Here is a 13,439-nt window from a genome sequence, read left to right as displayed (position 1 = left end):
CGCGGATTCTCAGCGGGGTCCGCCCGGTACAGCACCCGGGCGCGCGCGCCGGCGGTGAGGAGGTCTTCGACGCACTCCTCGTCGGACGCGACCGTGAACGTCGCCGAGCCGGCGTTGTTCAGGCGGGCCGTCGCGGAGATCTCGATGGGGGCTGCGACGGTCGACTGGTAGACGAACGACTTGTCGAACACCTCGATGACCAGCGGCGGGCGCAGGTCGGTCACGACGTCACCAGGCCGCGTTGTACAACGGGATGATCGAGCACTGCACGGTGCCGTCGCCGGTGATGTTGACACCGACCGTGACGGACTCCCCGTCGGGGATGGGCTCGAACTCGCGCGGCGAGAGCAGGTTCCCGGCGCGGGCGCCGTCGAGGCGCGCGGTCGCCTTGTCGGTGTTGATAGTGAGCACCTGCCCGTTCGTGAGGGTCGGGGTGCCGATCTCCATGCCGTTGACCGTCAGGACCGCGGACGTCGCGGCGCCACGGCCGGTGACCGTCCACGTCGGCCACACCGGGACGTCACCCGGATTGGCCATGTCGACCTCGCCCGTGGTCGTCGGTGCCGAGATGTAGAAGTCCGGGGCGGAGTCCGACGGTCCGGTGAAGTTCACGCCCGGGGTAGCGCCCCACAGGGGGCTCGTGATCGGGGCACCAGCCCACATCGGGTCGTCCGCGATCATCCGCAGCTGGTAGTCCTTCCACGCCCGCTTGCCGGGTGTGGTGTCCCAGGAAGGGTCGCCGTCGTCGCCGAGCCGCAGCATGAGCGAGCGGTGCTCGCCCGTGAACGGGTGCGTGACCGTCCACATGCCCGGCCGGTCACGGCGCAGGGTGCGACGGAACGCGGCGTCGAACTTGAGCCACTCCGTGGAGCCGGAGTCTTCCCAGACCCACAGCGGCCACGTGACGTCGCGTGCGAGCTCACGGTGCGACCGGAACCGCTGCCCGCGGCGTGCCGGCGACGACGTCGTGTGCTCCTCCGCGGGCGGGAACGTGAGCCCCCGCACCCCGGCCTGCAGGTGGATCGCCTGGGTGCGGCCGCGGCCGGTGAGCTGGAACGAGGACCCATCCCACCCGGTCCACGTGAAGTCCATGTCCGCGAACGGCGACGGTGCGGGCGGGTCCGGTACGGGGCCGGGGGAGACGAGCAGGATCGACATCAGGCACCCACTCCCGTGGCGAGTCGGTGCAGGCCACCGGAGTAGACGGAGTCGCGCAGCCGCGCCTCGGACTTGCGGGCGACACTGTCGTCGGCGCCGTAGAAGTGCTGCGTGTTCTTGAACGTGACCCCGCCGCGCGCGGCGCCCGCGCCACTGCCCGTGCCGCTGGCCATGGTCGGGATCGCCGCACCGGAGAACCGGCGCGCGGCCGCAATCACGGCGGGCATCGAGTCGATGAGCCCGAGCTCGGTGCCCTTGCCGAGGAACCGAGCCATCCCGTAGGTGACCTTCGACGGGGACGCGATGCCCCACGCGCGCTTCAGCTCGAGCTCGAGCGCCTTGGCCCACTTCGCGACCGACTTCTTGTTGTTCGCGAGGTCGGACTCGAGGCCCTTCTGGAAGCCCTGCGCCGCGGCGATGCCGCCGGTGTAGAACGCCTTCGTCAGGTCAGTGCCACCGACGTTCGCCCAGTAATCGATCTGCCCGGCCTGCTTGTTCAGCGCGGAGACACCGCCCTTGCCGCCCTTGATCAGGGCGTCGGCGATGACCGTGCCCTGCTCGGTGCCGAGCTGGTAGATCTCCTGCAGCAGCGGACCGGTCAGGCCCATCTCGCGCAGCTTCTGCAGCTTCCCGACGAACGTCTTGATCGCGGCCGCGCGCTTCGTGTACGCGGCGACGATCCCAGCCGATGTGGTGACACCCGCCTTGCCGGCCGTACCCGGGTCCCAGATCTGCTCGTTCCAGGACTGCCCGCGCTCGTTCATCCGTGCGACGGACTGCCACGACCCGGCGGTGCCGTCGGTGGCCTGCGCGATCGTGTCACCGAGCCCGAACGCACCTGTGAGGCCAGACGCCGCCTGGTCGCGGATGTCAGCCAGGCGGGACACCTGATCGGCGGCCGACTGCAGCTTCGCGTCGATCTTGTCGGCCTGCGCGTACAGGCGCTTGAGCCCGGCCTCGGCCTCCTTCGCCGTGGCGGCGAGGTTCGCCCGGGCCTTCTTCGAAAGGTCCGGGTTGCGGGACGCGTCGGCGAGCTGGTCGATGACCGAGTACGCACCGGACATGCCTGCCGTGGCCTGCTCACGGGAGTCGCCGCGGCGTGCGTCGGTGCGCAACTGGCGGGTGGCCTCGACGACGCGCGCGTAGGTCGCCTTCGCGTCCTCGAGCTCCGACTTGGCGGCGTCGAGGGCCTTCTGTGCACGCGCCTGCCGCTTGGCGTCCTTCGTGCGTGCGGCCGCCTTGCTCTCACCGTTGGCGAGCTCGTAGGCGTCACGCGCGTCGGCGACCCGGTTCTTCGCCCACTCGACACGGCCACCGGTCGCGAACCCGCGCAGACTGGACCGCCACGCCTCGATGGCGCCGTGCCCACCGGCGGCCTGCACCTCGGCGGCCGTGATGACGTGCTCACCGTTGGAGACGCGCGCGAGGATCGAGTCCGACGTGCCCGTCCCGGGGCCGATGATCGGGCCGCCCTCGGCGCGGGCGATCGAGGCGCCGGGCGCGAACTGGTACTGCTTGCCGCCGACCTGGTCGACCGTGATCTTCACGTGCCGGCCGTTGGCCAGGGTGATCCACCGGTTCAGGGCGTCGGTCGCGCGCTGCGTGTCGACGGCGACGTCGACGTCGACCTTCTTCGGGATGAGCCCGAGCTGGTCCGCGAGCTTCTTCGCGGCCGACTTCGACATGCCCATCTTCTCGGCCTGCGCGATGAAGTCCGCACGGGTGGCGCGGACCGCCTTCTGCAGCTCCTTCTGCGAGGCACCGTTCGCGCGCATCGACTCGACGACGTCGAGCCCGGACTTCGCGATGTCGTCGAGCGCGGCCTGGTTGTCGCGGCCCTTCTGGGTGTCTAGCTCGAGGGTGCGGCCGTTGTCCTTGAGGGCCTTCGTCGCGTCGTCGAGGGACTGCTCGTACTGGCGCTGCGCGTCGCGCTGCGACAGGACGATCCCCGCGGCCTCGCGCTGCTGGGCGACGAGGTCCTTGAGCGCGTTCGTGTAGGAGTCGGTCGTCGTGCCGCCCGTGGCCAGGGTGTCGGTGAGCTGCCCGACGGCGCTGCGCTGCTCCTTCGTTGCGGCCGCGGCGTCAGCGGCAGCGACCCCGGCCTTCTGGTCGGCCTCGGCCTTCTGGATGGCCTTCTTCTCGGCGTCCGACAGTGAGCTGGCCTGCTCGTCGAGGGCGTCCGTGAAGTCGTTCTGCTTCGCGACCTGGTTGTCGGAGTCGACGATGTCGTGTGCCGCGTTGTACTTCGTGATCGCGTCGGTGACCCGGTCGACGGCGTCGGACTCTCCGAGGATGTAGCCCTGCAGGTCCTGGACGACGAGGCCGTACTTCTCGGCCTTCGTGATGAGAGAGTCGTCGTTGCCGAACAGGCCCTCGAGGAACCCGCCGGTCTTCGAGGACAGCTTGTCGTTGATCGTCGTCAGGGTCGCGTCGGTGCGGTTGCCGAACTCGTCGAGGGTGTCGAGGTACTCCTCGGTGCGGGCGCGCGCGTCCGCCTGAGCGTTCGCCCAGTTCACCATCACGAGGGTCGCAGCGGTGATCGCGAGACCGACGGCACCCACAGCGATCGCTGTGCTCTTCGCGGTGATGCCCATCGCGACGAGCGCGGTCTTGGCGTTGTTGATGCCCACGACGAGCTTGCCGACACCGGCGGCGCCGAGGGCGATCGCGCCACCGACACCGAAGACGGCCAGGACGGCGGTCTGGGCGGTGTCGTTCATGTTCGAGAAGCCGTTGATGACGTCCGTCAGCGACTGCACGATCGACCGCAGCGGCCCGTTCGCGCCCTCGCCCATGTTGATCAGGGCGGTGTCGAACGCACCGGAGAGCTGCTCGAGGTCGCCCTTGAGGTTGTCGAGCCGGGTCGCGGCGACGTCGGCCGCGTAGCCCTGGTCGTTGACGGCCATCTCCCACTTGCGGATGCCCTCAGCGCCCTCGCTGAACAGGACCCCCGCGCCACGGACGGCGTCCGACCCGAACATGACCGACAGAGCCGCGTTGCGGGCCTCGGGGGTGAGGTCCTGCATCTTCGTCTTGAGCTGCTCGGCGAACTCGGCGAGCCCGACGAAGTTGCCCTGCGCGTCGTAGGCGGAGATCCCCAGCTTGTCGAACTGCTTCTGCGCCTCGTCGGACTGCGGGGTCAGGCGCTGCAGCATCGTCTTGAGGGACGTTCCGGCGTCGGACCCGAGCAGGCCCTGCTGCGCGAACGCCGCCAGAGCCGCGGTCGTCTCCTCGATCGACAGGCCCGTCTGGTGGGCGACGAGACCACCCTGCTTGAGGGCCATGCCCAGGTCGGACACATCACCGAGGGCCTTGCCCGCACCAGCCGCGAGGAGGTCAGCGACGTGGGACGCCTTGTCGCCTTCGAGCCCGAACTGGGACAGGGCGATCGCCGTGTACGACGCGGCGTCGGCGACGGACAGGGCGCCCGCGGCGGCGAGGTCGAGGGACCCGTCGAGGGCGCCACCGAGGATGTCCGCGGCAGACAGGCCCGCCTTTGAGAGGTTCTCGATCGCCCCTGCGGCCTCGGTCGCGGAGTACACGGTGCGCTGCCCGGCGTCGAGCGCAGCCTGACGCAGCTCGTCGATGCTGAGCTTCGCGTCCGCGCCCGTGGCTGCGACGTTCGACATCGCCTGGTCGAAGTCGGCGAACTTCTTCACCGCGAGGGCCGCCAGGCCGAGCATGCCGGCGCCGAGGATCCCGACCTGTGTCGTGAGCCGGTTCGTGGCCTGCTCCGCCGAGTTCATCCCGGCCACGTAGGCGGCGACCTCGGCACGCAGCTGGATGACGACAGAGCGGATTCCCACGAAAGATCACCCCCGTCCGACCCCTGGTGTGCGGTTGAATCGGACGGTGATCGTCGTGTTGGTGGTGCTCGGGTCAGCTGCCCTGCTGTCGTGGCTGCTGATCACGCTGCTCGGCGCCGGGCAGGTCACCTCCGACGAGAAGGCCCGCGAGCAGGCCGCCGCGCAGGCGGATGCCCTGCTCGATGAGCAGTTCGCGGGCGACCCGCACGTCACCGCGAAGGTGACGCCCCGGACGTTGCCGTTCGAGGCGGTCGTGATCGGTGCCCAGGCCCGCGGCTACGACCTGACTGCGCAGAGCGCCGTCGACGACGAGCAGACGCTCGTGTTCACGAAGCGGGCGTAGCCGCGTCCTGCGCGGGCCTCACCGTCACGAACACGTGCGGCTTCTCGTTGCCGTCTTCCTTGGCCTTCTGGTCGCGGATTTCGCACGCCTCGCAGGGATGCGCGTCTGCGACCCACCCGCCCATCGAGCGCGGATCCCACGCGGCGTGCCGAGGCATCCCGCACCCGGGGCACAGGCTCGCCTCGTACTCGAGCAGCGCTTCCGCCTGACCGCGGTCCTGGGTCGACCACTTGCGGTAGGCCGACGGCTTCACGCCCCACGCGCGCGCGGCGCGCAGGGACAGGACTAGTTCTGGCCGTGCTTCGAGGACGGCCGCTGCCAGAAAGGGGCGGGGACCTCCACATCGGAGGCGGTGGCGTCCTGGGAGGCGTTCAGGAGCTGCTTCACGTCGTTCTGCCGGCCGGGCCGGGCGTGCATCGCCCGGAGCTGGGCGGCCGTCACGGCGGGGCGGAAGTCCTCGTCGAGGACTGTGCCGCGGGCGGTGGCGACGCCCTTCGACGTCGTGATCGAGACGATGGCCGCCTCGAGCTGTGCGTACTGGATGGCTTCGAGCGTGTCCTGCATGCGCTCGGCCCACGCCTTGAGCAGCGCCTCGTGCGCCTCACGGGTGCCGCGCGACGCGCCCTTGCCGGGCGTGGGCGGCTGGTCCTCGACGGGGTGCCGGGTGCGCAGGAGCTTGATCTCGTCGACGGAGAGCGCGCGGACGAGCCAGGTCTCCTTCGACTCCTCCCACTTCACCCACAGCGCCTCGAGTGCGGCGTCGATCTTGACGACCTCGGGGATCTCTGTGACCGAGGCCTCGGTGTCCTCCGCCTCGGCGACGGCTGCGGCGACCTCGCGGCGCTTGGACAGGACGTCGAGCTGGTCGGGGATAGAGCGGTCGTTGTGGAGCTCGACGGTGCGCTGTGCGATCGTGCCGGTCTCGAGCCAGGCGTCGAAGTCGAGCGGGTGGGTCTGGATCTGGGTCTTCGGCATAGCGGGTCAGCCTCCGGGTCTGCTCGGGTCGGCGGGTCGAACCGGTGGCGTCGCGGGACCCGTACCGCGACGCCACCGGGGTCTGGGGTCAGGAGACGACGGCCTTCTCGATCGAGAAGCGGCCCTGCTGGAGGATCGGGAACTTGGCCTTGAGGAAGCCGTCGCCCTGCCCGCCCGTGGTCTGCGGGTTGTCGATCATCACGAGGAAGCACGACACCTTGTCGGTGGCGATGAGCGGCAGCGCGGACGCCTTGCCGACGCGCTTCACGAGCCAGCCGACGACGCCGACGGTCGCGCCGATGACGGTCAGCGGGTCGTTCGCGCTCGGGGCGCCCGTGGTGAAGTCGCGGAACGTGTCGAGGGTGCCGCCGTAGTTGCCGACGGTCGGGATGACCGCGTTGGTCACGTCCGTGACGGCCCGCTCGTTGACGGTGTCCGACGCCTGGACCTGGATGTCGGTCGTCGTGACGACGTACGACGAGATGTCCTTCGCGGCGACGGCCGTCACCTCAGCGACGGTCGGGGCGTTGGGGTCGGCGATGCCGGCGACGCCGGGGATCCAGACCCACTTCGTGACGCCGAGGTCAGCGGTGCGAGGCATGTCAGTTCTCCTGCTTCTCGACCGCACCGGCGGTCGTGTCGGTGGGGCGGGTCCGGCGGTGCGGCTCGGAGACGAGCACCTCGCCGGGGACGTCGACCTCGATGGGCTCGAAGCCGGGGAGCTCCGTCTGGTTGACGACGGGGACCTCGATGGGCTGGAAGCCCGGCGAGGCGTTCTGCTTGGCCATGGGGACCTCCGTGGGCATGGCGAGGACCCCGCACGCGGTCGCGGCGGGGTGATGAGGGGGCGGTGGGGTCAGGCGGTGAGGCAGGCGAAGAACAGAGGCACGAACCAGCGGGGCGGGGACACGTCGGTGTCGCGCTGCAGGGTCACGGACCGCGGGGTCTCGTCGACGAGCGGGCCCGCGTTGGCGACCAGGACCCGACCAGCGAGCGTGGCGCGGACCGTGTGCACGGCCTTGAGGCACCAGATGACGTCGCCGGCGGCGACGGTGACCTGCTCGGTCCAGTCGAGCGCCCCCGACGTGTCGTGCACAGCGGACTCCTCCGCGGCGCCGCCCGGCGAAGGCCAGGCGACGGCGTACGGAAGGGCACGCCCGTCGGTCGACGTCGGGATGTTCGTCGGGACGGTTGCGTCGTACCCGGTGACCGTCGGCATCGCCTTCAGTACGGCGACGAGAGCCTCATGCAGCTCGGCGGGCGACGTCACAGAAGGCTCGCGGCGATCTGCTGCATCGCTGCCACGTACCCCGGGGTGATGCGGTCCAGGGCCGGACCCATGAACGCTTGTGGGCCGTGCTGCGACGTCCCGAACTCGACGTAGGCGCCGTACGACGCGGTCGGCCCGATCTCGATGAACCAGTCGCCCGTGTACCGCGACCCCTGCAGCTGGCTGTGGTTGATGCTGTTCCGCAGGAACCCGGTGTCGACGGGGGAGAACATCTTCGCCTGCGCGGTGACGTCCGTGGCGGCCTTGCGGAGCACGGCCTTCACGCGCGGCTCCGCGGCGCGGCCGGCGGCACGCAGCTCGGCGGCGATGACGTTCAGCTGGGATGCGTCGATGTTCGCGCCGGCCATGTCACACCTCCGGCTGGTTGGCCTGGTCGTCCGTGCACTCGAGGAGTTGCTCGAACGTGAGGGAGTCCGCGGCGACCGAGCCGACGGTCAGGACCCGGCCGACCAGGGCGTGGGGGCCGTTGCCGTCGACGGCGGTGATCTTCACGCGTGCGCCGTTGGCCTGGGCCGCGGCACTGCGGGGCAGGCCGACGAGGACGGAGCGGCTGGTGATGGTCTGATCGGCGGCGTCGGCGTCGCGCGCCTGCGTGGCGGCGTAGTCGACGCTGCACCGGCCGGTGTACGTCACAGTCGGGGTGCCCGGGGTCGCGCCGAGCTCGGGGTCCCAGTCGCCGCCCGTGCCGCCATGGGTGATGCTGCACGTCGCGTTCATGCCGCCCTCGGCGACGCCCGCGTGGTGCGCCGCCCAGTCGGGGTGGATGACGGTCGTCGACGGAAACGGCATCAGGTCACCAGCCGCCGTGGCTGCCGGGGTAGGGGGAGAACTCGATGACGTCGAACGCGCCGTCGCTGCCGCCCTCGTCGGTGTCGGCCTGGGCGCGCAGCGTCGCGGCCTGCTTGCGCAGGGCGTCGGCGACCTTCGCGCCGTCCGTGGACGTGCCAGCCTGGGTGCGGATGACCTTCGAGACCAGCGCCTCAGACGTCGCGATCGCGTCGAGTGCGTCGGCGGCGGCACGGGAGATCGCTCCCCGGTTGGCGACCCCGTCGGTGGGCTCGAGGCCCCAGCGGCCGAGGTAGCCGGCGATGTGGTCGTCGGTGAGGATCTGCCGGGTCTCGTCGAGGTCGGAGATCAGGAGGCGGACCTGGCCGGCCGCGGTCGCGTAGTTCGGCATGGCTCCTCCGATCGGGGGGGGTGGGCGGTGCCGGGCGCAGGTCGCGCTGCTGGCAGCGAGGAAAGGAACCCGGATGAGACTCGCCCAGCGGCCTTCGTGCGGTAAGCGTGGTTCCCCGGGCGCACGTTGACGCCCGGCACCGCTGGTCCGGCCACCCTCGCGAGGAGGATGGCCGGACCGGATGGGTCAGGACCCGATGCCGATGTACAGCGCGTCGTCCCAGAGGGCCGCCGCACCGTTCTCGTGACGGACCCGGTAGCGGATCTGGTCGTCGTCGAAGCTGCCCTCGAGCGGGTCGATGCTCCCGCCACCGACCCGGTCGCCCGCGTCGGACTTGACCCGCAGGTCGGGCGTCTCGTGACCGGCGAGGAAGGCCTCGACGATGTGGGGACGAGCCGAGTTCGGGTCGGGCAGGAGTGCCCACATCTTCGACACCGACGCGTAGCCGGAGCCGACGACCGTGAGCCACGGGTTGACGACGACCTCGGGGGTCGCCGACAGGCCGTTGCCCTCGATCTCGCGGCCCGTGGTCGGGTCCTTGACGCGCAGGGTCTTGACGATCGCGTTCGCGACGTTCGCGAGCGACGGCGGGACCATGAGACGCAGCCCGGGCGTGATGACCGGGCGGCCGTCCGCGTCCGTGCGGGTCGAGATCGCGTCGATCCCGCCCTGCAGGTTGTCCGCCGTGAGGTTCTTGCTCGTGACGTCACGGGCATCCGCCCACGTCGACAGGCCGGTGCCCGCGGCGTTGAAGAACACCGAGGCGGCGTTGCGCTCCTCGGTCTCCCGGGCGGCCGTCGCGAGACGGTCGGGCAGGCTGTCGAACGCGCCGAGGTCGTCGTTGATGAACATCTCCCAGGTCAGGGGGATGACCGCACCGTACTTCTCGACCTTGAACGACTTCTTGGACTCGGTGACGCCGCGTGCCTTGTACTCGGCGCCCTCCTTGACCTTGTCGAGACCGGCACGACCACCGAGCAGGTCGATGAGCGTGCGGTCCTTGAAGTTCGGCACGGTGCGGCGGGTCGCGAACGACGGCCAGATCGGGTCGATCGCGTTGTACGCCGAGATGAGCTCGCGGTCGTAGCCAGCACCGAGGAGGTACGGGAAGTCGCTGGTGGACAGCGCCTCCTGCAGGTCGGCGCGGGCACGGATGCCGCCCTTGAGGGCGCGCTCGAACAGCTCGCGGGCACCGAGCACGCGCTTGTTGCGCGGCTGGCCCTCCATGAACATCTTGGGCATCGTGGTCCTCCTCAGACCTGGGTGAGCACGATGACCAGGCTGCCCGCGGATGCGAGCGTCTTGGCCTCGAGCGAGTAGCCGATGACAGTGCCGGTCGTGGACGTCTTGTCGATCAGGCCGACACGACCGCCGGCGACTGCGCCACCGCCGGAGGCGTGGGCGTAGATGGTGTCGCCGGCCGCGTAGGTCGCGGCGGCGGCCGTGACGCGGTGGCCACCGTTGCGCTTGACGGTCGCGTTGCCGTCGGCGTCACGGTCGGTCTGGGCGACACCGACGAGGGCGCCGACGACGACGACCTCACCGGAGACGACACCGGAGGGGACGGGCAGCGGGATGCTGTTCGCGTCCTTGTAGACCTCGTTGGTTGCCATGTCAGGCCCCCTTCACGGTGGTGCGGCCGGAGAGCTTGGCGAGGGACTCGTCGAGCTCGTCGTCGGACAGGTCCTTGTCGGCCTCCTCGACGGGGGCGCCGACACCGCGGACGGAGCCGATGCCCGAGGCCTCGGCGACCTGCGCGAGGTAGGTCTCCTCCTCGGTGCGGGCCTTCTCGACGACCGGCGTGAAGGCGTCGGTGTCGAGGCGACCGGCCTCGGTGAGCGGCAGGTCGCCGCGGATCGCGTCGCCGACGATGCGAGCGACGCTGGCCTCGGCGAGGTCGCCGTTGGCCTTCGTGACGAGCTTGCGGGCGAAGTCCCGCGCGTAGGTGCCGGCCTCGGCCTGCAGGCGAGCCGACTTGGCCTCGTCCCGCTCCTTGACCGCGGTGTCACGCTCGGACTCGAGCGCGTGCACCCGGCCGGCGTCCTCCTCGAGCTGGCGCAGTCGCGCCTCCTCGATCTGGGGCATGGTGTCCTCCTCGGACTCCTGGGTGGTCTGCCCGGCCGGATGGCCCGGGACATTGGTGGGGGCGGCCTGCTCGGCCGCCGGGGTGGGGTCCTCAGCGGGCGCCGCGGCCTCGACGGGGACGAAGATGGTGGTGCGGCGCACCTCGGTGCGGTCACCGGTCAGGACGGTCGCGACGTCGTCGGTGACCGTGTACTGCTGGGACCAGGTGGACGACTCGTCGGGGGTGTCGATCTGGAACCAGACGGTGGTGGTCTCGTCGTCGAAGTCCGCGACCCACACCCACGTCTTGTCGCCGCCGTGCTCCTCGCGCAGCAGCGCGTTGAGCTGATCGCGGCGGTCGTTCGTGGGCGCCTCGGTGACCTCGCCGGTGGCTTCCTCCGCGGTGCCGGTGTCGGCTGGCGGGGTGTCCCACAGGTCCCGCTCGTACAGCTGCGGGGCCTTCTCCTCGAGCACGGCCGTGAACGCGTCGAGCGCGGCGCCGATCCCGTTGGAGAGGGTGATGCGCTCCGCGCGGGTGAGGCGGCCGTTGCCGAACATGTCGTCGGCGATCTCGGTGAACCCGGCGTGGATGCGGGACTCGACCCACTGCCCGACGTTGCGGGCCTCCTCGACCCGGCGTGCCGACTCGATGACCGCCAGGACCTTCCCGCCGCGGCCGGCGCGGGTCACAAAGTCGACGCTGATCGCCTCGGTGAGCTCGGTGATGACCTTCGCGGGCTGCCCGTTCCACTCGCCGGTCGTGGACTCGGCGTAGGCGCGGATGCTGACCCCGATGTCGTCGGCCATCTCGGCGAGGGCGGGCGCCCAGCGGGAGTAGACGCGGGCTTCGGCGACGAGCGCCTTCGCTTCCTTGTCCCAGCGGGCGTCCTCGACGAGCACGGCGGCCAGGTCCTTGAGGGTGCGCTCGGGGCGGTCGTACGACTCGTTCTCGCCGGGGTGGTCGATGAACATGTGGGTGCCGGCGGCGAAGACCTTGGACTCGGCCGCGGCCTTGAGGACCTCGGCCGGGTACACCCCGGACGAGCCCTTGCCGGCGTCGATGAGCCGGATGAGGAGCCGGCCGCTGCCGGCGGCCGGGGTGGCGGCCTCCGCAAAGGCGACGGACTCCGTGAGGATGACGGGCACGGGCACCTCCTGGGATGCTGGCCGGAATCGGACATGCGCGGGATGGCGCCGGTGGGGGCGCACGTTGAACGGGGTATGCGTGTGGCGACGGGATGACGGCCGACGAACCTGAGCACCTGTGGCGCCTGGTCGGTGTGGACGTCGACGAGGACCTCGGTGCGGTGACGGACTACGACTGCGAGTTGTGCGACGTGGTCCTCCACGTGATGCCCGGCGAGCCGCACCCACCGACCGCCTAGGCGATCCGGGCGCGCAGGTCCTTCACCGGTGTGGTCACCCACGAGTCGCGCCACCCGGGCGTCGACTTCAGCTGAGTGAGGTGCGGCAGGTCGAGATCGCCGTCGTCGAGCATCTTGAGGCGGGCCGGGCCCATGACCGCGAGCTGGTCCTTGCGGGGCATCGCGTCGAACACCTTGCGAGCGTCCGGCATGAGCGACTCGGGCTCGTCGATGTCGAACCCGAGCTGCTTCCACGTCTTCGACGTCGGGACCGCGGTGCAGCGCCCCTGCTGGTGGTCCTCGGGGCCTTGCTCGGCGATGTCGTGGTGCGACCCGTGTTTCGCCCAGCACGACGGGCACGTGCGGCGGTCGAGTTGAGCCAGCCACGTCCACCCGGTGCACACGTCGGCGTTGCCGACCCGCCACCCGCGGGCGGCTTCCCGGTGGGCGTCGAGCATCTCGGTGCGGGCGATGACCATGGCGCGGGTCAGGCCGCCGTTGAACGCACCTTCGACGCGGCGCAGCATCTCGGCGGCCGCGACGCGCGGGTTGTCACCGACGGCGACGCCGCGGATCAGGACCCGGCGCATCTGGTCCTGGGCCTGTCGGCTGAGGCGGCGTGTGTCGGAGGTGATGATCTGCCGGGTCCGGTTGACCATGGCGTCGAGCGCGAGCTCGTCGAGCCGGTTGAACGTGGCCGCGATCTTGGCTCGCTCGAGCGGCGGCAGCTGGGACGCGAGGATCTCCGCGAGTGCCGGGTCAACGGCCTCGATGACGTTGCCGACCTTGTCGATGATCGTGACGCCGGTGAAGTTCGCGAGGTCCACGATCGAGTCCATGGTTGCCGCGAGCGCCGCCTGCGCGCGTTCAGCCCGGGCGATGACCCAGGGGCTGGGCCAGTTCCCGTCGGTGGACGCCTGAGCGAGGTCCATCATCGCGTCAGACCACGTGGCGTGGAGCTCGTCCCAAGCGCGCGCCCAGGACTGCACGATGGCCCGCACGGTGGCGTCCACGTCCTTGTCGATGCGGATCCGCAGGGCGCGGGCGAGGCGCAGCGTCTCGTCGTTGATGCTCACGGTGTCTGGCCGGGGCCGGGCTTGGGGAGGTCCCGGTCGAGGGCGTCGCCGATGTCGTCGGCGATCGCCCGGTACCGGCGGGCGAGCATCGGGGTGTTGACCTCGATGTGGTCGGCCTGCTCGAGGAGCGCGTCGACGACGCGGGCGGCGTCGTGCGGGTCGGTGAACGTGACCTGCAGGGCCAC

Annotated in this window: 18 protein-coding genes; 2 read left to right on the top strand and 16 right to left on the bottom strand. The window is 70.7% G+C overall.

Annotation, left to right across the window (positions count from 1 at the left end):
* The 3 genes from D1825_RS13520 to D1825_RS13510 all read right to left on the bottom strand — a co-directional run.
* On the bottom strand, positions 1-224 hold a 224-nt coding region (locus D1825_RS13520; protein WP_138067673.1), incomplete at its 3' end, for a hypothetical protein.
* Positions 225-228: 4 nt separating this feature from the next.
* On the bottom strand, positions 229-1,158 hold the full coding sequence (locus D1825_RS13515; protein WP_118767938.1) for a phage tail family protein: 930 nt from the start codon (positions 1,156-1,158) through the stop codon (positions 229-231).
* A complete protein-coding gene (locus tag D1825_RS13510; protein ID WP_118767937.1) occupies positions 1,158-4,964 on the bottom strand; it encodes a phage tail tape measure protein in 3,807 nt (1,268 codons plus the stop codon). Before D1825_RS13510 ends, D1825_RS13515 begins: the two co-directional genes overlap by 1 nt.
* A 46-nt stretch (positions 4,965-5,010) precedes the next feature.
* Here D1825_RS13510 and D1825_RS13505 point away from each other — a divergent pair, with 46 nt between their 5' ends.
* The gene (locus D1825_RS13505) at positions 5,011-5,307 is read left to right on the top strand and encodes a hypothetical protein (protein ID WP_118767936.1); all 297 of its coding nucleotides are present in this window, start codon (positions 5,011-5,013) and stop codon (positions 5,305-5,307) included.
* On the opposite strand, the gene D1825_RS13500 is transcribed toward D1825_RS13505, so the two are convergent.
* The 11 genes from D1825_RS13500 to D1825_RS13450 all read right to left on the bottom strand — a co-directional run bounded on the left by D1825_RS13500 (position 5,291) and on the right by D1825_RS13450 (position 11,960).
* Positions 5,291-5,560 carry a hypothetical protein gene (locus D1825_RS13500; RefSeq protein ID WP_118767935.1) on the bottom strand — a complete coding sequence of 90 codons (270 nt, stop codon included), beginning with the start codon at positions 5,558-5,560 and terminating at the stop codon, positions 5,291-5,293. The genes D1825_RS13505 and D1825_RS13500 overlap by 17 nt on opposite strands.
* Positions 5,561-5,592: 32 nt before the next feature.
* On the bottom strand, positions 5,593-6,282 hold the full coding sequence (locus D1825_RS13495; RefSeq protein ID WP_118767934.1) for a hypothetical protein: 690 nt from the start codon (positions 6,280-6,282) through the stop codon (positions 5,593-5,595).
* 88 nt (positions 6,283-6,370) lie between these two features.
* Positions 6,371-6,883 carry a phage tail tube protein gene (locus D1825_RS13490; RefSeq protein WP_118767933.1) on the bottom strand — a complete coding sequence of 171 codons (513 nt, stop codon included), beginning with the start codon at positions 6,881-6,883 and terminating at the stop codon, positions 6,371-6,373.
* A gap of 1 nt (position 6,884) precedes the next feature.
* Positions 6,885-7,070 carry a hypothetical protein gene (locus D1825_RS13485; RefSeq protein WP_118767932.1) on the bottom strand — a complete coding sequence of 62 codons (186 nt, stop codon included), beginning with the start codon at positions 7,068-7,070 and terminating at the stop codon, positions 6,885-6,887.
* 68 nt (positions 7,071-7,138) lie between these two features.
* A complete protein-coding gene (locus tag D1825_RS13480; RefSeq protein ID WP_147356272.1) occupies positions 7,139-7,501 on the bottom strand; it encodes a hypothetical protein in 363 nt (120 codons plus the stop codon).
* Positions 7,502-7,548: 47 nt separating this feature from the next.
* Positions 7,549-7,920, bottom strand: coding sequence for an HK97-gp10 family putative phage morphogenesis protein (locus D1825_RS13475; RefSeq protein WP_118767930.1), 372 nt, complete (start codon positions 7,918-7,920; stop codon positions 7,549-7,551).
* A gap of 1 nt (position 7,921) precedes the next feature.
* Positions 7,922-8,362 (bottom strand): DUF6093 family protein, encoded by a 441-nt coding sequence (locus D1825_RS13470; protein WP_118767929.1) that lies wholly within the window; start codon positions 8,360-8,362, stop codon positions 7,922-7,924.
* Between the two features lie 4 nt (positions 8,363-8,366).
* On the bottom strand, positions 8,367-8,750 hold the full coding sequence (locus D1825_RS13465; RefSeq protein ID WP_118767928.1) for a hypothetical protein: 384 nt from the start codon (positions 8,748-8,750) through the stop codon (positions 8,367-8,369).
* 186 nt (positions 8,751-8,936) lie between these two features.
* Positions 8,937-9,992 carry a phage major capsid protein gene (locus tag D1825_RS13460; RefSeq protein WP_118767927.1) on the bottom strand — a complete coding sequence of 352 codons (1,056 nt, stop codon included), beginning with the start codon at positions 9,990-9,992 and terminating at the stop codon, positions 8,937-8,939.
* Between the two features lie 11 nt (positions 9,993-10,003).
* On the bottom strand, positions 10,004-10,363 hold the full coding sequence (locus D1825_RS13455; RefSeq protein ID WP_118767926.1) for a capsid cement protein: 360 nt from the start codon (positions 10,361-10,363) through the stop codon (positions 10,004-10,006).
* Position 10,364: 1 nt separating this feature from the next.
* Complete coding sequence (locus D1825_RS13450; protein ID WP_118767925.1) at positions 10,365-11,960, bottom strand: hypothetical protein; 1,596 nt, start codon at positions 11,958-11,960, stop codon at positions 10,365-10,367.
* A gap of 92 nt (positions 11,961-12,052) precedes the next feature.
* On the opposite strand from D1825_RS13450, the gene D1825_RS18275 reads away from it, so the two are divergent.
* Positions 12,053-12,199 (top strand): hypothetical protein, encoded by a 147-nt coding sequence (locus D1825_RS18275; protein WP_158580735.1) that lies wholly within the window; start codon positions 12,053-12,055, stop codon positions 12,197-12,199.
* Here the strand turns inward: D1825_RS18275 and D1825_RS13445 are convergent.
* Positions 12,196-13,254, bottom strand: coding sequence for a phage minor head protein (locus D1825_RS13445; RefSeq protein ID WP_118767924.1), 1,059 nt, complete (start codon positions 13,252-13,254; stop codon positions 12,196-12,198). The genes D1825_RS18275 and D1825_RS13445 overlap by 4 nt on opposite strands.
* Entirely contained in the window at positions 13,251-13,439 is a 189-nt protein-coding gene (locus tag D1825_RS13440; RefSeq protein ID WP_199721597.1) for a P-loop NTPase family protein, read from the bottom strand. Before D1825_RS13440 ends, D1825_RS13445 begins: the two co-directional genes overlap by 4 nt.

It is taken from the genome of Cellulomonas rhizosphaerae (assembly GCF_003470205.1).
Taxonomy (GTDB): Bacteria; Actinomycetota; Actinomycetes; order Actinomycetales; family Cellulomonadaceae; genus Cellulomonas; species Cellulomonas rhizosphaerae.
The sequence above is the reverse complement of the archived record's forward strand: the minus strand, read 5'-3'. Positions and strand labels throughout refer to the sequence as shown.

Coding starts and splice junctions, on each gene's coding strand:
- D1825_RS13455 (WP_118767926.1), bottom strand. CDS start 10,363: ATGGCAACCAACGAGGTCTACAAGGACGCGAACAGCATCCCGCTGCCC.
- D1825_RS18275 (WP_158580735.1), top strand. CDS start 12,053: ATGACGGCCGACGAACCTGAGCACCTGTGGCGCCTGGTCGGTGTGGAC.
- D1825_RS13460 (WP_118767927.1), bottom strand. CDS start 9,992: ATGCCCAAGATGTTCATGGAGGGCCAGCCGCGCAACAAGCGCGTGCTC.
- D1825_RS13490 (WP_118767933.1), bottom strand. CDS start 6,883: ATGCCTCGCACCGCTGACCTCGGCGTCACGAAGTGGGTCTGGATCCCC.
- D1825_RS13480 (WP_147356272.1), bottom strand. CDS start 7,501: ATGCCGACGGTCACCGGGTACGACGCAACCGTCCCGACGAACATCCCG.
- D1825_RS13495 (WP_118767934.1), bottom strand. CDS start 6,282: ATGCCGAAGACCCAGATCCAGACCCACCCGCTCGACTTCGACGCCTGG.
- D1825_RS13485 (WP_118767932.1), bottom strand. CDS start 7,070: ATGGCCAAGCAGAACGCCTCGCCGGGCTTCCAGCCCATCGAGGTCCCC.
- D1825_RS13465 (WP_118767928.1), bottom strand. CDS start 8,750: ATGCCGAACTACGCGACCGCGGCCGGCCAGGTCCGCCTCCTGATCTCC.
- D1825_RS13470 (WP_118767929.1), bottom strand. CDS start 8,362: ATGCCGTTTCCGTCGACGACCGTCATCCACCCCGACTGGGCGGCGCAC.
- D1825_RS13475 (WP_118767930.1), bottom strand. CDS start 7,920: ATGGCCGGCGCGAACATCGACGCATCCCAGCTGAACGTCATCGCCGCC.
- D1825_RS13515 (WP_118767938.1), bottom strand. CDS start 1,158: ATGTCGATCCTGCTCGTCTCCCCCGGCCCCGTACCGGACCCGCCCGCA.